Source organism: Microcystis wesenbergii FACHB-1317 (genome assembly GCF_014696875.1).
GTDB classification, from domain to species: Bacteria; Cyanobacteriota; Cyanobacteriia; order Cyanobacteriales; family Microcystaceae; genus Microcystis; species Microcystis wesenbergii_A.
Genome location: NZ_JACJQV010000173.1, coordinates 31,102 through 48,324 on the forward strand (window position 1 = coordinate 31,102; position 17,223 = coordinate 48,324).

The following is a 17,223-nucleotide window of genomic DNA, read 5'->3' on the forward strand; positions in this document are numbered from 1 at the left end:
ATTATGGTGACAGTTCCTCTGGAGTTAAATACTGAGCAAATTAGGGGCGAAAAACGGGTAGTTTTTAATCATCTCAGTTGGTTATCCTATCGGCAAATTTTACAAGCAATAGGAGAAAATAATCGCGCCCATTTATTTTATGATCGTGGTACTTTAGAGATTACTATGCCCCTAGAAGAACACGAGTTTTATCGAGAATTAATCGGATTATTTATTCGGATTTTGGTGGTAGAATTGGGTTTAAAAATTAAAAGTATGGGTTCCACAACTCTAGCTAGGGAAGATTTAGAACGAGGGGCAGAACCCGACAATGCTTACTATATTCAAAATCAAGCTAAAGTGCTAGGAAAAAGGATTAATTTAACTGAAGATCCGCCCCCAGATTTAGTGGTGGAAGTGGATATAACCCACACGGATATTAATAAATTAGCACTTTATGCCCGTTTGGGAGTGCCAGAATTATGGCGTTTTAATGGAGAAATCTGGCGCATTTATCGGTTAGAAAAGGGGGTTTATCAGGAAGGAGAATTTAGTGCGACTTTTCCCCTAGTTCCCAAAACTAAACTCTATGAATTTTTAGCCACTGCTAAAGAGGATGAAGTTAAAGCAGAAAAGAATTTAAGAGCATGGGTTGTTAGTCAACTAGCTAAAAATAATTAACTAGGGTTTGCGGCAAAAAGTTTGTTGGTGGGGTTAGGAGACTCCGAGACAGGAGAATTAAGAATGAGTAATAATTAATTAAATGGTTTATTTAGGGTTGGCTGAATAAATGTGAAATGTAGGCAAGGTAAGGGTTTTGTGGCTCTTCTCTTGAAACAGGTGCCAGATTTTGAGAGAATCGTCCTTCAAAACCTTGCGTCTTCATCGGCCCGCGTCCTGTAGGGGCGAAGCATTCGGGCAATAACCTATCGGTGAAACTGGAGATTTTCTATCCGAATGCTTCGCCCGTACTTTTTCAGCAAGCCCTATTTAGAGATTTTCTGCCAGTTAATCTGGCTCTCCCCTACTTGTGGTCATAAGAAAAAGTTATGAAAAAGTCAGAGATTCAAATTTTCCTAGCTCACGCTAGTGAGGACAAACCAGCAGTTTTGGCACTGCATGAGCGCCTTAAGCAAGCGGGATATAAACCTTGGTTGGATAAAAAAGACCTGATTCCGGGCCAGAACTGGCGTTCAGTCATCCCCAAGGCGATCGCAGATAGTCAACTGTTTATCGCTTGTCTCTCCCAACGCTCGATTGCTAAACAAGGATTCGTGCAGCCGGAATTTAAAATGGCCCTCAATCAATATGCTGACAGACCGCCCAATTCAATCTATCTCATTCCGCTAAGATTGGATGAATGCGATATCCCCGACCTGCGACAGGAGGAGTATGGCTTGAATCTGCGAGACCTCCACTGGCTTGATTATTGGGAAGAAGACGGATTTGAGCAACTAGAAAGAGCAATTACCTATCAATTCAAGCTTGAACCGGAAGAGCCAAAACAACTGTTATCAGTATTTAACTTTGAGGTGGTGGGAGTAAATGCGAAGGGTGAGCAAATTAGAAAAGAGTCGAAACAGTCCCAATATTTCAGGGAAGATCTGGGCAAAGGCATCACCTTAGAAATGGTCGCCATTCCGGGGGGAACTTTCCTGATGGGAACAGAAGATGAGGAAATCGAAAGACTGGTTAAAAAATTTAATTGGGAAGGATTTAGAAGGGAAAGACCACAACATGAAGTAACTGTCCCACCCTTCTTTATGGGTAAATACCCCATCACCCAGGCCCAGTGGAAAGCGATCGCCTCTCGCACGGATTTAAAAGTTAAACAAGACCTTGATTTCAACCCAGCCTATTTTAAAGATCCCCCCAAACCCCCCTTAAAAAGGGGGGCTTCCGATTCCCCCCCTTTTGAAGGGGGGGCTAGGGGGGGATCGCCCACGCACTGGGATAGACCCGTGGAACAAGTCAACTGGTACGATGCGATCGAGTTCTGTGCGAGATTATCAAAACTAACGGTTCGGGAATACCGACTACCGAGTGAAGCGGAATGGGAATACGCTTGTCGTGCTGGAACCACCACCCCGTTTTACTTTGGGGAAACCATTACGGGGGAATTGGCTAACTACAATGCCAGTAATACCTACGCCGATGAACTGAACGGAGAATATCGAAACGAAACAACTCGCGTGGGACAATTTCCCCCAAACGCCTTTGGACTGTACGATATGCACGGCAATGTCCGGGAGTGGTGCGCCGATACTTGGCACGATAACTATGACGGTGCGCCGACGGATGGCAGTGTCTGGATAGAAAATGGTAATGATAATCGTTCTCCTCTGCGGGGCGGTTCCTGGGGCTACAATCCTACTTACTGCCGTTCCGCGATTCGCTACGACTACTACTTCCGCCGCGTCAACCGCATCAACAATTACGGTTTTCGGGTAGCCTGCGTTTTCGGGAGAACTCTCTAACCCTTTTTCCTTTTTCCCCTTTTACCCTCATTCCCTATTTTTTCTTTTTTCTTTTCTTTCCCGCCCTTAGGCGGGTCGATTTTGTAGGGGCGAACTCGACCCATTTGGTCGATTTTTGCTTAACAATTGTCAAGGATTGTTAAGATGCGCTTACCCTACACTTTTCCCCTAGTTCCCAAAACTAAACTCTAGGAATTTTTAGCCACTGCTCAAGAGGATGAAGTGAGGGCAGAAAAGAATTTAAGAGCATGGGTTGTTAGTCAACTAGCTGAAAATAATTAACTAGGGTTTGCTGAAAAAGTTTGTTGGTGGGGTTAGGAGTCAGGAGCCGGTCGTCAGGAGTCAGGAGAATTAAGAATGAGTAATAATTAATTAGATGGTTTATTTAGAGATTTTCTGCCAGTTAATCCGCCTTTTTGACGTTTTTGAATCCTCAAAAATCAATTATGCGAGAGGTTTATTGTTACCCATCAAAAAAACAGGGAATCTCAACCGTTAAGTTAACACCAGTGAAGCCTTGCGCCCAAAATTCGAGGCTGTCAACATCAGTTAACTTTTATAAACGTCCAGACTAGACTTTCATGGGTTGGGAGTATCATCGAAGTATAAATACTTAGTGATGCCGATTCTCTAGGTTAAAAAATAGCCCCAGTCAAGGAGCGGAGGCGACCATGAATGACCTCTATGGCCAAGGCTTTGCGCCAGAAGACTATTTGCTTAACCCTTTAGATAGTCAAGCTTTGGAGTTAGTTTCCCCAGATTTTACCGAGGTGAATCTGCCGGAAACCGAAAGCGGTTGGCAGGAAATGCCGAATCAAGAGTATTGGAATTGGCAAAATGAGACGATGGAGGCCGCTTTCAACTATCAACCTGATGAGTCTTGGCAAGATGTATCCCACTGCCATCAGGATTTTCATTATGAATCGCCAGAAGCTTTAATTAATGATATTCCCCATCAAGAATTAGGGTTTACGGGGTTAGGAAATGTGCATTTGTTGGCAGATTTACAAACGGGGCCAACCTGTGGTTACGAAACCATGGAAAATATTATCCAGTGTTTTCATCCCGACATTACGAATAATTTCTCAGACCAACTGCAAATAGACTATCCCGGTCGAGGAGGTGCTTTAAATCCTGAAGATTATCAAGAAATTTTGAGTTCTTATGATATACCCTCCCATTGGGCAAGTTTTGACCATCAGGAATTGGTTAATGCTTTAGATGAGAATCGTCCCGTGGTTTTTGTCGGGGATGCCCACGATTTAGACCCGATTTCCTATCCCGATTCCCAATCTTGGCACGCGATTACTTTAACCGATGTTAGCCGAAATCTCGATGGTGACGTTATTGGTTATCAGGGGATTGATTCTAATTTTCCCTATGAGGAAAAGTTTTGGTCTTGTTCACAAATTGAACAAGCAAATGAGCAGTTGACTGGGGAGGTTTTAATTACCGATAAACCGGCAGAAGCTTGGCCGTTTAAAACTACTTGAGCAAAGTTGATCTGGGAGAGGAAATCTTATGACTGATGAAATAATGGGATTTTATGTTGTTAATGGGGTTATCAATTTAATTAATAGTCAATTGGCGAGACAAGCAACGGAAAAACTGGAAGATAAGCGACAGGAATTTCAAAAATGGCAACAATTAAATAATCAGGAATTTCAGCGAGAGCAATTTGAAAAACAGAAGCAATTGCAGAAAGAACTTGCTGAAGATAACCGTCAAACTCAGTTAAAAGTAGCCCTAGAACAACGAAATACTGCTCGTCAAGTTGTTCAAGATCAGAAATTATTTCAAAACTGGCCTTTGAGAATTGTTCCCGATCAAATTTTGAATGCTAATCATGATGAGAATTTACTTTCTCTGAGAATAATTCCCGCACCTCCTGTTATCGATTTTGATCAATTTGGTGGCAACAACAAAAGTTTTCCTAATATTGAAACTGGTTTAGCGCAAGGATTACGGGAATTTTTTAATCAACATTATTCTTTTCAAAGTACCGAAAGACCGATCGAACTAATTGATGGTGGATGGGATAGTAAACGCTATCATGGTGGTGCGGCTATTATAGGTCTTTTTGCCTTATTAAAATCTGAACCCATGTTAATTTTAGAGTCACAAATTGATGGGGATTATCTTCATCTTAATGTGGGCTATTGGGGAGAAGGACAGCAAAAATATTTTTATCAATCGATTATTTCTAATCTTCCCTATCGAGAAGTTGTCTATGAATCTGTTAAAATTAGAGCAAGACAATGGCGAGAAAAAAGAGAGCAACTGGCAAAACAATTAAATAAATCTTTGGAGGAAATTGATCGGCAATATGGGAGTGATAATGCCTTTAATTTGAAAATTTTACAAGACGAAGAAGCTCTCAAGAGTGCGGGAATCGATAGCAGTGATTTAGCGACTCAACCGTATAAAGTTACGGCTAAGGATTTTGAATATCTCTGTCAGTTTTTAGTCAAATGTCAATCACTGGTAGGCGGTTGGATTGCCGATATTCACTACCTAATTCATCACAATGTCCCGCCCATTTTGCCTAAGCTTATACCCGATTTAATGCGAGGTATTGATGATCCTAAGTTATTAAAGACTATCGTTTCTGGCTATCGTCAGGTTTATGAGGCTTTAGAAAATGAACGCCCCGCTTGGATGCCTGAATTAGCATTAGATTTAGCTGATAGTTTAACTGCTTTGCCTGATAAAAATTGGGCAAGAGAACAGCTAGATTATTCCGTTAAGTCTTGGTTGCGATTGCGGGGGATAAATCCTCCTAATAATTTAGAGCAAGCGATTAAAGCGATGAAATCTGTTGTTACCGTAGCAGATGAAGTGTATTTTAATAAATTACATCACTGTTTGGCAGAACTAGAAAGTCGTCAGCTTGCTACTCAAGTTAAAGGTTTATTGTCAGAACAATTGAGTGCTGAATCTTTTTACCAACGTAGCATTAAATTGCTGAATTCAGGTCAATTGCAAGAAGCTTTATCGAACCTTAATGCTGCGTTGGAACGTTATCCCAATCATTCTCAACTTAACCAACTCCGTCCCCAATTACCTAGTAATGCTCAATTTTTTGATTTTCAAGCTGTCACCGTCGATAGTCGAGGCAAGGAAGTCAAACGGGAAAAGAAACCAGCGCGGTATTTTACAGAAAACTTAGGCAATGGTGTCACCCTGGAAATGGTCGCTATTCCAGCAGGACAATTCAAGATGGGTTCACCCGATGGACAAGGAAATGATAACGAACGTCCCCAACATCTAGTGACTGTTCCTGCCTTCTTTATGGGCAAATATCCCATCACTCAGGCCCAGTGGAAAGCAGTGGCCTCCCTGCCAAAAATTGAACGTGACCTTAGCTTAAATCCTTCTAAGTTCTCTGGCAATAATCGCCCCGTTGAACAAGTCTCTTGGTACGCTGCAGTGGAATTCTGTATGCGACTCTCGAAAGCGACGGGACGAGACTATCGCCTCCCCTCGGAAGCGCAGTGGGAATATGCCTGTCGTGCAGGAACCACCACTCCCTTCTATTTCGGGGAAACCATCACCCCGGATTTAGCCAACTACGACGGCAATTCTATTTATGCTCAGGAACCCAAAGGTGTTTATCGTCAAGAAACCACCCCTGTTGGTAAATTTCCCCCCAACGCTTTTGGACTGTACGATATGCACGGGAACGTCTGGGAATGGTGCGCCGATACCTGGCACGATAACTATAAGGATGCGCCGAGGGATGGCAGTGTCTGGATAAAAAATGGTGATGATAATCGTTCTCCATTGCGGGGCGGTTCTTGGTTAAACAACCCGAATTCCTGCGGTTCCGCTTACCGCGTCAACTACGATTGGCACTTCCTCTTCAACAACGGTTTTCGGGTGGTGTGCGGTGCTGGGAGGACTTTGTAGCAGAAAAGAATTTAAGAGCATGGTGTCAACAGACTTGCAAAAATTAGGTGAGCAATGCCCACCCTAATCTTAGGATGGCGGTTTGTAGGTAGAAGCAACGGATAATTCCTTTAATTGCTTCGCTGCCACTGTTGAAGGTGCAGAAGTGAGTAAACAACTAGCTTGCTGGGTTTTCGGGAAAGCAATCACATCGCGAATCGATTCTTCTCCTGCTAACAACATCACCAAGCGATCTAAACCGTAGGCGATGCCACCGTGGGGAGGGGTTCCGTATTCAAAAGCTTCTAACAAAAAGCCGAATTTATTATAGGCTTCCTCTGGGGATAGACCGATGGTGGCGAAGACTTTTTCCTGTACTTCCCGTTGATAGATCCGTAAACTGCCGCCACCGATTTCAATACCATTAAAAATCATATCGTAGGCGAGGGCGCGAGCGTGGGCTAGATCCTCTAAATCTTCGGGATTAGGGGCAGTGAAGGGGTGATGCAATGCTTCTAGGCGTTTTTCCTCGGCGTTGTATTCAAACATCGGGAAATCCGTCACCCAGAGGAGGTTGATTTTCTCGGGATCAATTAATCCCAATTGTTCCCCTAAAACTAAGCGTAGGCGGGATAGGGATTTATTGACTGTATCGGTATCTCCCGCCCCAAATAAGAGCAGATGCCCCGGTTTTGCGCCAGTCTTCTCGATTAAAGCCTGTTTTTGTGCCTCTGTCAGGTTATCTTTAATCGCACCAATGGTATCAAAATCGTAGTCCTCGCGCACGCGGATGTAGGCAATTCCCTTCGCCCCCGCATCGGTGGCTTCTTTGAATAAATCCCCACCCGGTTTGATTCTGACGTTAGAAATCGCCTCGTTACCGTTGGGAATCGGTAAAACTTTCACCGTCCCACCACTAGCGATCGCACCTGAAAACACCTTAAATCCCGAATCGGCAAAAATCTCCGCCACATTGACCAATTCCAAGCCAAAACGGGTATCAGGGCGATCGATCCCATAGCGATCCATAGCCTCAGCATAGGTTAAACGGGGCAGGGGCAGGCTTATATCGATATTTTTGACTTTTTTGAAGATATGAGCGATTAAAGCCTCATTCAGGGCTAAAATCTCGCTTAAGGAGAGAAAACTCATCTCCATATCCAACTGAGTAAATTCCGGTTGACGATCAGCACGCAGATCTTCATCGCGGAAACAGCGAGCGATTTGATAGTAGCGATCCATTCCCGACACCATTAATAATTGCTTAAATAGTTGCGGTGATTGGGGTAAAGCGTACCATTGGCCCGGGCTGACACGGGAAGGGACCAGATAATCCCGCGCTCCTTCGGGAGTCGATCGAGTTAAAATTGGTGTTTCCACTTCGATAAAATGCTGTTCATCTTCGAGAAAACGGCGCATTTCCTTGACAACTTGGTGACGTAGTTGTAAATTCTGACTCATCCGCTCCCGGCGTAGGTCTAGATAGCGGTATCGCAAGCGCACATCTTCCCGGACCGATTCACTTTCGGAACTGGAGACGACAAAAGGCAGTTGTTTAGTAACCCCGTTGAGAATCTCGATGCTACTGGCATAAATTTCAATTTCTCCGGTGGCAATGCGCGGGTTAAGGGATTCAGGGGGCCGTTGACTGACTGTTCCCGTCACCTTGAGGACATACTCGTTTCTCACGGTTTCAGCGATCGGGTAGGAAGCGGGGGTTCGTTGGGGATCGCTGACGATCTGGACAATACCACTGCGATCCCGCAGATCAATAAAAATAACGCCACCGTGATCGCGACGGCGATCGACCCAACCGAAGAGGGTGACACTTTTTTCAATTTCGATCGCGCTAAGGTCGCCACAGTAGTGAGTTCGCATAGTCTAACTAGAGAATTACTTATATTACGAATGTAGTATAGAAAGGATGGGGCCAGAAAAAAATCAGACGGCCTTGCTTATTATGCCAGTATTTTGTCGCTTTTGTCCTCTTGTTTAGGGTATTTTTATGGTCTTCTAGTCCTCAGCTATCGGCTTTTCGCAGATGGGCTATAATCAACAAGGCTCCTCTAGCAGTTACCAATTTTGAACGATTAAAAACATGAATTGCTTAGAAAAAAAAATGGTGCAACTGTTAAGAGAACTCAGGGAAGATCACCATGTTTCAGGGGTAAAAGCGGAATTCGAGACGGAAGGAACCCGACTGACGGAAGCGATGCGGTTGAAAGAAATTAGTCTGCAAGCGGGGGTGGATTTTAATCTGAAAATCGCTGGTTGCGAAGCGATCAGAGATATATTTGATGCGGTTAATTTAGGAGTCGATCGCTTAATTGCTCCCATGGTAGAAACAGCCTACGCTTTACAAAAATATCTGCGGGGAGCTAGGAGGGTTTTAGCTGATCAAGGGGTGGAAGATGTGGAGTTATTAGTTAATATTGAAACGATTACTGCCTGTGAGAATTTTCAGGAAATGTTGGCGATTCCAGAGATAAAATCTCTCCATGGTATCGTCATCGGACGGATGGATTTAGCCTGTTCTTTGGGATTAACTCGCCGGGATGTGAATAGCGAGCAAGTTTTGGATCTGGCTTTACCTTTGGCAAAAAAAGCTAAGGCTGCCGGTTTGACTGTTGCTATTGGGGGTGGAGTATCACTAGATTCTTTACCGTTTTTCAAAATGTTCTGCCAAGGACATTTTGACCGATTCGAGACGCGCAAAGTTATCTTTAATTGTCCCCAAGCTTTGGATAATTTTAGTTTAGCTTTGTCCAAGGCGATCGAGTTTGAATTACTCTGGCTAGAGAATAAAAAAAATTATTATGGTGCTATTGTTCGTGAAGATGACCAGCGTTTAGAAATCCTCCATGATTTACTTTTTGGTTAAAGATATTCGTCCTTCGATCGTGCAAAACCTAGGCATATCCAATCAATCTGACAAATAAAAGGGGTTCTTCGTTACTTGGTATGGTTCGATAGGGTGGCATAAATCGGCTAAATCCTTATCTGGCAAGAGATTTAATTGATTAGTTCGCTCTAGATCAAAAACAATTGACAAAAATCGCCAAACGTCTTTCTCTATAAGGGTTACATCCCTTATAGCTCCCGTCCATTGCATAACACAAACCGAAGAACCATAAAAGGTAAGTCCGGCTGCATAAATCTAAAAACCTTGTTGGATCAGATTTTTAGGCTTTTTGGTTTCCAAAAAGTGCCAGGGATTGGATCGCTCGGGGGTAAATTGGCCCTCTTATTCTTGGTGTGATCTCGCGTAGCGAGCGCGTTGCGACCAGTTTAACTTAAGTAGGTAGGTGTTAAAAATTGTCAGATGCCCTCTTATTCAGGAGGGATTAAGGGGATGCCGATCCCCCCTTATCAAGGGGGGGCAGGGGGGATCGAACCCAAAATCTATCTTCAATTTAATTAAAACCAGCTACTTATATAGGAGCGATCAATCTTTGTGTCCTTCCTGTCTTTGTGGTTCGCACCACACCCCCGCCCCCACCAACCAACTTTTTGCTGCAAACCCTAGATAGTTAACAGTTTCCCATCCCCAGTAGCTAATCTGGATCTTTTGTCGCAGCACATCTGGTCTATTTTGTCAAAAAAACTTTTTCGTTTTAACATAAGTACACATATTTTTGACAAAAGATCTTTTTCGTCAAAGGGGCAATTGGCAAGTTTTTACTGGGCACGAATTAGTCATCCTAGACGTGGTAAGGGTTTCAAGGTACAAGGAGTAAAAATGCACAGAGTAAGCCAATTCTTAGATCCTAGCAGCAGGCTGTAACTATTGCAATCTCGTTGACAAATAGGAATTTTTCTCAATTATTTTTTAAGAAAAGTAAAGATGAAGGAATGTAAATTTAAATCTTCTCAAGTATATTGGGATTTTGATAAATTTTTGTTATACAAAGACCAGTGATCAGATTTGATTTTTCAGTGAACGGTATTAAGTGGGCAGTCAGCTAAAACCACTCCTATACCCAAGATGGCTGAGGGTTCAGGTAAGGGGCGAAATCGCCGATTATCCCCGATTATTACCGCCGTACTCGCTCTTTACCCTCTCCCTAGAGCAATCCCACTTGGAACGGCCAGAAACCGACTGATGTTGCTTACCACTTCCTAGCTACTTTGTCAACACCCTATAGTAGTTTTAGGTTAATACCTGTAGGTTGGGTTGAACGATAGTGAAACCCAACAACCGAGGATTTATGTCGGGTTTCGTTGCCTCAACCCGACCTACGAATTTACTTGGCACGACCAGAAACCGCCCGATCTTGCTTACCACTTTATAGCTACTTTGTCAATACACTATAGAAAGAATTAATAATTATAGTAGGTAAATGATAACAATAACTGATCAATGGTTGAAAAGAAGAGACGGCTGCGATAGAGTCGCCGTAATATTTCTTAACCTTTTTAGAGATCATGAAAACCTTATCTATGTCTTTGGTGTTAGCGGGTGTTAGTAGTTCTCTTGTGCTAATGGGGGGGGGTAAACCCTGTCCGCGCGGCGGTTCTCATCGGGAATCTCCCGCCAAATAATGATGATACGGCTACTGCCATTAGTGTTGATAACGATCGGGTAAGAGCGCTCGCCTTTACCCTACCCGCGGGTCACAATTACAGCCTCGACAACGTGATCCTGCGACTCCGTAACCTCCGTATCGTCAGTCCCATAGACATTCCCCTCGTCCAGATTCGCAATGATGGGGGCATCAATCCGGGCAGTACCGTCCTCGCCAGTTTCACCAATCCCCCCAATCAAGGACCGGGAACCTTTGACTACAGCTTCACTCCCACTGCCCCCTTCACGTTTATTGCGGGGACAAAATACTGGTTAACCGTTGCCAGCACCCAGGGGCAGTTCGGCTGGAACATCGGTACGACTCCTGGTATAAACCCGACGGGAATTGCGACGCTATCGGGAAACCGAGTGAGTAATGACGGTGGATCGACTTTCTCTAATTTTGCCAATTTCAACAGTTTCCAGATCAACGCAACCAAGGTTCCCGAACCTGGTGCGATCGCGGCGTTGTCCCTGTTCGGATTGGGATTACTGGGGGTTAAAGGTCGTCGGAACAAGGGGTAATAGTAGCTTGATTCATCAATCAACTCTCATAGCTGTAGGTTGGGTTGAACGATAGTGAAACCCAACAACCGAGGATTTATGTCGGGTTTCGTTGCCTCAACCCGACCTACGAATTTACTATACAAACGGGGAAACTTTTAAGGATTCGGGATCGATCGCACCAGCAGAGTCAGAATACTGGTTAATACTGCCACTACCACGGGAATAATCAACGATTTTGCTCCCTTAAGGTCAGAGACATCCTGAATTAAAGCGTCCTGTGTTCCCTCTACTTTTTCCAATCGCCTATCAATACTTTTGAGTTCGGTTTTCACCTCGGCCATATCTACTTTTAGATCAGCGACATCTTTCTGTAAAGAGTCTAACTTGCCTTCGATTCTTGTTAGAACAGTTTCTAGGGAATAGGTGATAGTGACGGGGGATTGACTCATCTGAATTTCCGGGAATATTTGATCGCCTAGTAATATTGTAGCTGTAGGTTGGGTTTCACTATCGTTCAACCCAACCACCGAGGATTTATGTCGGGTTTCTACAAATTTACCAACCCCCCCGATGTCGGGGGGGCAAGGGGGGGAAGCTTTAAGCCGTAGAAACCCAACCACCGAGGATTTATGTCGGGTTTCGTTGCCTCAACCCGACCTACGAATTTACTTTTCTTTTCACCGATAACTGTTTACTTTTTCCTTTAAAACACCTTTTCCTCCGTCACCAGAGTAATACCTGTCCATTCTCCCTTCTGATCATAAGAACGAATTAAGCGCTGTCTTTGAGCAGGAGAAAGTAACCAACCCACCTCTAAAACAAAAGGATGACCGGCAGTAATTTTCAGAGGTGTATTACAGGAAGAACCATCCGGCAGTAGCAGGATTTGCACCAGCAGCGGACTATTTTCAAACAACAATCTTTGTCCCTCGATACGAGCGCTAGAAGTAATTTGATTATCACCAAAAGTCAAAGTTTGCGAGAGATAATTATCCCCCTGACGCTCGATCGAGACATGGGTAGAATAGGCGGCAGAATTATAAAAATCCCGTCCCGTTGTCACTGCTTGTCCTCGCCATTGACCCAGTAATTGCTCCACCGTTAACATCGGTCTTTCTGGTGACTGAGAATCAACTAACTTTTCCCGAATTAAAGTCAAGCGATCGAACTCACAGCGTTCATTAAATAACTGTACGATTCTTAATCGTCTTTCCCCGGAGATTAAGCCAAATTCTGCTCCGAATGGTGAGGAAAAACTACTAAAATATAAAGAACCTTGGCAAAAAGCTCCCGTCTGGCTAAATAGAATACCCTGATGGAGAGAACTATACTCTAAAATTAAATCTTCCGGCGCTCGATCGCTGTAGAGACGGCGAACCAATTGACGAATCGATCGATTATTATTAATGCCTTGCAAAGATACCAAAGTCGGGGTATCTTCGATCAGATCGCCTTGGGGAGACAGACGGGTAAAAGAACCTTGCCATTGACCGAGATTTTTTAGTAAACATTCCCACTGGGAGAGCATAATAATTGAGGTAATTGGGGGAAATAGGAAAAAATACATGGGAACAATTCGATTAATGCACGCCAAACTCCATCGAGTGCGCGTCAGCGAGGCTAACGTCGATTATGTCGGCAGTATCACGATCGATCGAGAATTGATTGAGCGGGTCGGCATTTTGCCCCTTGAAGAGGTGGATGTGGTCAATCTTAGCAATGGTAAGCGCTTTTCCACCTACGTTTTTCCCGGCCAAACCGGGGAAATTTGCCCCAACGGTGGTGCGGCGCTGCTCTGTCAACCCGGAGATATTTTGATTATCTATGCCTACGAACAACGTCCGAGGCAAGAAGTTCTCGAAAAGGGTCATTTTGCCAAAGTTCTCGTCGCTGATGCTGAAAATCGCTGTCAGCAATTTTTTGAACAGAGCCTAATTCCCCGGGGTAATGGTCAGGGAGTGGAATTTTATAGCCGAGAATGCTGATTCTTGTCCTAAAATTTGTTAACTTTCCCGTCATAATAAGAATAAGTAATGTAAATTTTCTTAAATCAACCCCCATGCGTGTAATTCTCATGACCGGTAAAGGAGGCGTGGGTAAAACCTCTGTCGCCGCCGCTACAGGACTCCGCTGCGCCGAACTTGGCTATAAAACGCTAGTTCTCAGCACCGATCCCGCTCACTCTCTCGCTGACAGTTTCGATCTCGAATTAGGTCACGATCCTCGTTTGGTACGTCCCCATCTTTGGGGGGCAGAATTAGATGCACTAATGGAGTTAGAAGGCAACTGGGGCGCAGTAAAACGTTACATTACTCAGGTATTGCAAGCTAGGGGTTTAGATGGAGTGCAAGCGGAAGAATTAGCGATTTTACCCGGAATGGATGAGATTTTCGGCTTAGTTCGCATGAAGCGCCACTACGATGAGGGTACTTATGATGTGTTGATTATCGATTCCGCACCCACGGGGACAGCTTTACGATTGTTGAGTTTGCCAGAAGTGGGCGGTTGGTACATGAGAAGATTTTACAAACCTTTACAGGGAATGTCGGTGGCATTGCGACCACTGGTGGAACCTTTTTTTCGACCGATCGCCGGTTTTTCCCTACCGGACAAGGAAGTTATGGATGCTCCCTACGAGTTTTATGAGCAGATTGAGGCTTTAGAAAAAGTTTTGACCGATAATACTCAAACCTCGGTTCGTTTGGTGACAAACCCCGAAAAAATGGTGATTAAGGAGTCTTTACGCGCCCATGCCTACCTAAGTCTCTATAATGTTTCCACCGATTTGATTATTGCCAATCGGATTATTCCCGACAAAGTAACCGATCCTTTCTTTGCTCGTTGGAAAGAAAATCAACAGGGTTATAAACAGGAAATTTACGATAATTTTCATCCTTTACCAGTTAAGGAAGTTCCTCTCTACTCCGAGGAAATGTGTGGTTTACCCGCTTTAGAAAGACTGAAAGAAACTCTTTTTGCTGGGGAAGATCCGACTAAGGTTTATTACCAAGAAAACACCATTCGGGTAGTTCAACAGGAAAATAATTACAGTCTGGAATTATATTTACCCGGCATACCCAAGGAACAAATACAACTAAATAAAACTGGAGATGAGTTAAATATTCGCATCGGTAATCACCGTCGTAATTTAGTCTTACCCCAAGCTTTGGCAGCCCTGAAACCTTCTGGAGCAAAGATGGAAGATGATTACCTGAAAATCTCTTTTAGCAACGTGGTGAAAGTGTAATTTCCCCAGAGTAGGTGGGAAGCTTTTCAGTGATCAGTGATCAGTAATCAGTGAACTGAAAAATAACATCTGATACTAAATCTGGTTATTAAAGACTGATTATTTATTCCCCTTTTTGCATGAGTGCATGAGTAGAAAACGGGTTTCTCCGAGAAACCCGTTTTCTGTGCGTTACTCAACGGATTTAGTATGATAACTGATAGCTGTCTCCCATCAACCCTCTCGACTGGGAAATTAATTTTGCACGACTACTTAGGGTTTGCGGCAAAAAGTAGGGGCGAAGCATTCGGATAGAAAATCTATGGTTTCAGCGATAGGTTATTGCCCGAATGCTTCGCCCTTACAGAACTTGAAAATCTTACAGATGCTTCGCCAAACAGGCCCCAAACCCCTTACCTAGTCCATATTTCACATTTATTCAGCCAACGCTACTGATGATTTTCCCAGAAAAATCAAGAGAGCAGTCTTTTTTCTAACCATACCAGGACACTTTGAACATCTGCCACTTTTTCTCCTTCAGGTACAGGTGGACGTTGTACCATTACCACGGTTATTCCCAACTCTCTAGCGGCGATAATTTTGGCGTAGGTGGCATCACCGCCGCTATTTTTACTCACGATCGCCCCAATCTTATATTCTTGTAAAAGAGAGCGCTCTGACTGCAAGGAAAAAGGCCCCCGTTCCAACAATAATTTTCCAACTGGTACGATGGCATCTGGTTCCGGCGGGTCGATCATCCGCATTAAAAACCAGATATTGTTTAAATGTGCATAACTTGCCAGTTCTTGCCGACCAATAGTGAGGAATATCCGCGGCGCTAACCCCGATAAAATATTCGCCGCCGCTTGATTGTTTTCTACTTCAATCCAATTATCTTCAGATACTTTTTCCCAAGCTGGACGACTTAACATTAATCGAGGAATACCACAATCCGAGGCGGCTTGAGCGGCATTAAAGGAAATTTGCGCGGCAAAGGGATGGGTGGCATCAATTAAACAATCAATGCCTTCTTGGCGCAGATAATTGGCTAACCCGGCGGCACCACCAAACCCCCCCCGGCGAGAAGGAGTTGTGAGAGTAATCGGTTCTCTCGTGCGACCGGCAAAGGAAGCGATGGCATCTATACCCGGAATTGCCGCAATTTTAGCCGCTAATGCCGCCGCTTCCCCCGTTCCCCCTAAAATCAGCACTCTTTTATTTTTAGTCATCCAGCAATCGCCAAAAGGTTAACTAATTTTCCATCTTCCCACCGGCTCTCTTGGGTGGGTAAAGGAAGGAACCACAAAGACACAAAGAAGACAAAGAAAGATCGCTCCCATATAAGTTAAACTTATCACACAAAGAGGCAGACATTCTAATCCTCTCTCCCGTTCTGGGAGAAGGGTTAGGGGTGAGGGCAATTAACCATATCCGTTGAGTAACGCACAGAAAATGGGTTTCTCGGAGAAACAGAAAACGGGTTTCTCGGAGAAACCCGTTTTCTGCCCATGCACTCATGCAAAAAGGGGAATAAATAATCAGTCTTTAATAACCAGCTACTTATCAACTACCTATCTTAAAAACTTGACATTTCTACCTAAATTCTGTATTCTGCGGATGATGCCGTACCACCTAGCGAGTTAACCTGCGCTAAGTTACCACAAAGTTTATTTTCCCAGCAGATGCTCAGAACATAGACCATCAATCAAGACCAATTTAACTCTTTTTGTCGTTAGGACTTCCAAAAGTGACCAAAAACCAGCAAATTCTAGCAAAAATCGGGGGGGGGTAGCCTTGCTCTCCTTCTTTCCTTGGGTTTAGGGCAACAAGCTTATGCTGTCACCCTCGTTGAGAACTTAAGTGAATCAAATGATGGCATAGGAAGTATAAACTTTAACTTTTGGAATGGATCAAGCTTTACCACTGGTAGTAGCAGTTACAATCTTCAGTCTGCTACTCTTTTGTTCCAACAATTAACCGCCAGTCCCAACTTGTTTGTTCGTCTCTATAGCAACAGCAGTGGAACCCCCGGCACTTTGATAACCAGTTTTACTAACCCGGCTTCCATTACCACCTCTCTCGCCAATAACACCTTTACCCTGGCTACTCCGTACACATTAGCCGCTAATACCACTTACTGGTTAGTCAGTGGTGTTTCAGATAATGTCGGGAATTATCAATGGGGTTATACTACATCTTACGCTCAAACAGGACTACCCAGTTGGACGATTGGTGATGGTTACGTTGCTAGTAACAATCAAGGGGGAAGTTGGGATTCTTTTCCTACGGATGGCCCTTACCAATTTAGCCTTGAGGGGACTACTCCTCCACCACCCACTAGCGTCCCTGAACCGGGTTCCGTGGTTGCCTTGTTAGGATTGGGAGGATTAGGGTTAGCTTCTAGCCTGAAGAAACGGAAATAGGAACAGTAGGGTGGGGGCGACTCGATTAGACCTCCTGCAAAAGTCTTATTCAGCTACTTGATGATAGCCTAAAGCAAGTTCATAGTTGTAAATGCCAGCGATTAAATTAAATCTCAGACCAAAACGCCGTCTCCGATTCCTATATCTTGATGATAAAAT

Annotated in this window: 14 protein-coding genes and 2 pseudogenes; 10 read left to right on the forward strand and 6 right to left on the reverse strand. The window is 44.0% G+C overall.

The window, feature by feature from the left end:
• Positions 1–3 precede the first annotated feature (3 nt).
• The 5 genes and pseudogenes from H6F92_RS16495 (at position 4) to H6F92_RS16510 (ending at position 6,365) form a co-directional block, all read left to right on the forward strand.
• Positions 4–660 carry a Uma2 family endonuclease gene (locus tag H6F92_RS16495; protein WP_190358747.1) on the forward strand — a complete coding sequence of 219 codons (657 nt, stop codon included), beginning with the start codon at positions 4–6 and terminating at the stop codon, positions 658–660.
• Between the two features lie 368 nt (positions 661–1,028).
• Entirely contained in the window at positions 1,029–2,456 is a 1,428-nt protein-coding gene (locus H6F92_RS16500; RefSeq protein WP_190358748.1) for an SUMF1/EgtB/PvdO family nonheme iron enzyme, read from the forward strand.
• A gap of 159 nt (positions 2,457–2,615) precedes the next feature.
• Positions 2,616–2,738 (forward strand): annotated as a pseudogene (locus H6F92_RS26835) (Uma2 family endonuclease); the annotation flags it as partial.
• A gap of 389 nt (positions 2,739–3,127) precedes the next feature.
• Positions 3,128–3,949, forward strand: a complete 822-nt coding sequence (locus H6F92_RS16505) for a hypothetical protein (protein WP_190358749.1) — start codon at positions 3,128–3,130, stop codon at positions 3,947–3,949.
• A gap of 28 nt (positions 3,950–3,977) precedes the next feature.
• Positions 3,978–6,365 carry an SUMF1/EgtB/PvdO family nonheme iron enzyme gene (locus H6F92_RS16510; RefSeq protein WP_190358750.1) on the forward strand — a complete coding sequence of 796 codons (2,388 nt, stop codon included), beginning with the start codon at positions 3,978–3,980 and terminating at the stop codon, positions 6,363–6,365.
• A 69-nt stretch (positions 6,366–6,434) separates the two neighbouring features.
• On the opposite strand, the gene aspS is transcribed toward H6F92_RS16510, so the two are convergent.
• Entirely contained in the window at positions 6,435–8,222 is a 1,788-nt protein-coding gene (gene aspS, locus H6F92_RS16515; protein ID WP_190358751.1) for an aspartate--tRNA ligase, read from the reverse strand.
• A gap of 220 nt (positions 8,223–8,442) precedes the next feature.
• Here aspS and H6F92_RS16520 point away from each other — a divergent pair, with 220 nt between their 5' ends.
• A complete protein-coding gene (locus H6F92_RS16520; protein ID WP_190358752.1) occupies positions 8,443–9,225 on the forward strand; it encodes an aldolase/citrate lyase family protein in 783 nt (260 codons plus the stop codon).
• Positions 9,226–9,267: 42 nt separating this feature from the next.
• On the opposite strand, the gene H6F92_RS26150 is transcribed toward H6F92_RS16520, so the two are convergent.
• On the reverse strand, positions 9,268–9,456 hold the full coding sequence (locus H6F92_RS26150) for a hypothetical protein (protein WP_242030164.1): 189 nt from the start codon (positions 9,454–9,456) through the stop codon (positions 9,268–9,270).
• A gap of 1,449 nt (positions 9,457–10,905) precedes the next feature.
• On the opposite strand from H6F92_RS26150, the gene H6F92_RS16525 reads away from it, so the two are divergent.
• Complete coding sequence (locus H6F92_RS16525; protein ID WP_338420910.1) at positions 10,906–11,433, forward strand: choice-of-anchor R domain-containing protein; 528 nt, start codon at positions 10,906–10,908, stop codon at positions 11,431–11,433.
• A gap of 137 nt (positions 11,434–11,570) precedes the next feature.
• Here H6F92_RS16525 and H6F92_RS16530 read toward each other — a convergent pair whose 3' ends face one another.
• Positions 11,571–11,864, reverse strand: coding sequence for a shikimate dehydrogenase (locus H6F92_RS16530; protein WP_043995933.1), 294 nt, complete (start codon positions 11,862–11,864; stop codon positions 11,571–11,573).
• A gap of 254 nt (positions 11,865–12,118) precedes the next feature.
• The gene (locus H6F92_RS16535) at positions 12,119–12,943 is read right to left on the reverse strand and encodes a DUF3598 family protein (protein ID WP_190358756.1); all 825 of its coding nucleotides are present in this window, start codon (positions 12,941–12,943) and stop codon (positions 12,119–12,121) included.
• Between the two features lie 37 nt (positions 12,944–12,980).
• Here H6F92_RS16535 and panD point away from each other — a divergent pair, with 37 nt between their 5' ends.
• The gene (gene panD / locus H6F92_RS16540) at positions 12,981–13,400 is read left to right on the forward strand and encodes an aspartate 1-decarboxylase (protein WP_190358754.1); all 420 of its coding nucleotides are present in this window, start codon (positions 12,981–12,983) and stop codon (positions 13,398–13,400) included.
• Between the two features lie 74 nt (positions 13,401–13,474).
• Positions 13,475–14,662, forward strand: coding sequence for a TRC40/GET3/ArsA family transport-energizing ATPase (locus H6F92_RS16545; RefSeq protein WP_002741890.1), 1,188 nt, complete (start codon positions 13,475–13,477; stop codon positions 14,660–14,662).
• Between the two features lie 452 nt (positions 14,663–15,114).
• Here the strand turns inward: H6F92_RS16545 and H6F92_RS16550 are convergent, their stop codons facing one another.
• Entirely contained in the window at positions 15,115–15,870 is a 756-nt protein-coding gene (locus H6F92_RS16550) for a cobalt-precorrin-6A reductase (RefSeq protein ID WP_190358755.1), read from the reverse strand.
• Between the two features lie 582 nt (positions 15,871–16,452).
• Between H6F92_RS16550 and H6F92_RS16555 the strand changes: the two genes are divergently transcribed.
• A complete protein-coding gene (locus H6F92_RS16555) occupies positions 16,453–17,064 on the forward strand; it encodes a choice-of-anchor R domain-containing protein (RefSeq protein ID WP_199308245.1) in 612 nt (203 codons plus the stop codon).
• Positions 17,065–17,109: 45 nt separating this feature from the next.
• Here H6F92_RS16555 and H6F92_RS16560 read toward each other — a convergent pair.
• Positions 17,110–17,223: pseudogene (locus H6F92_RS16560) on the reverse strand (IS5/IS1182 family transposase); the annotation flags it as partial.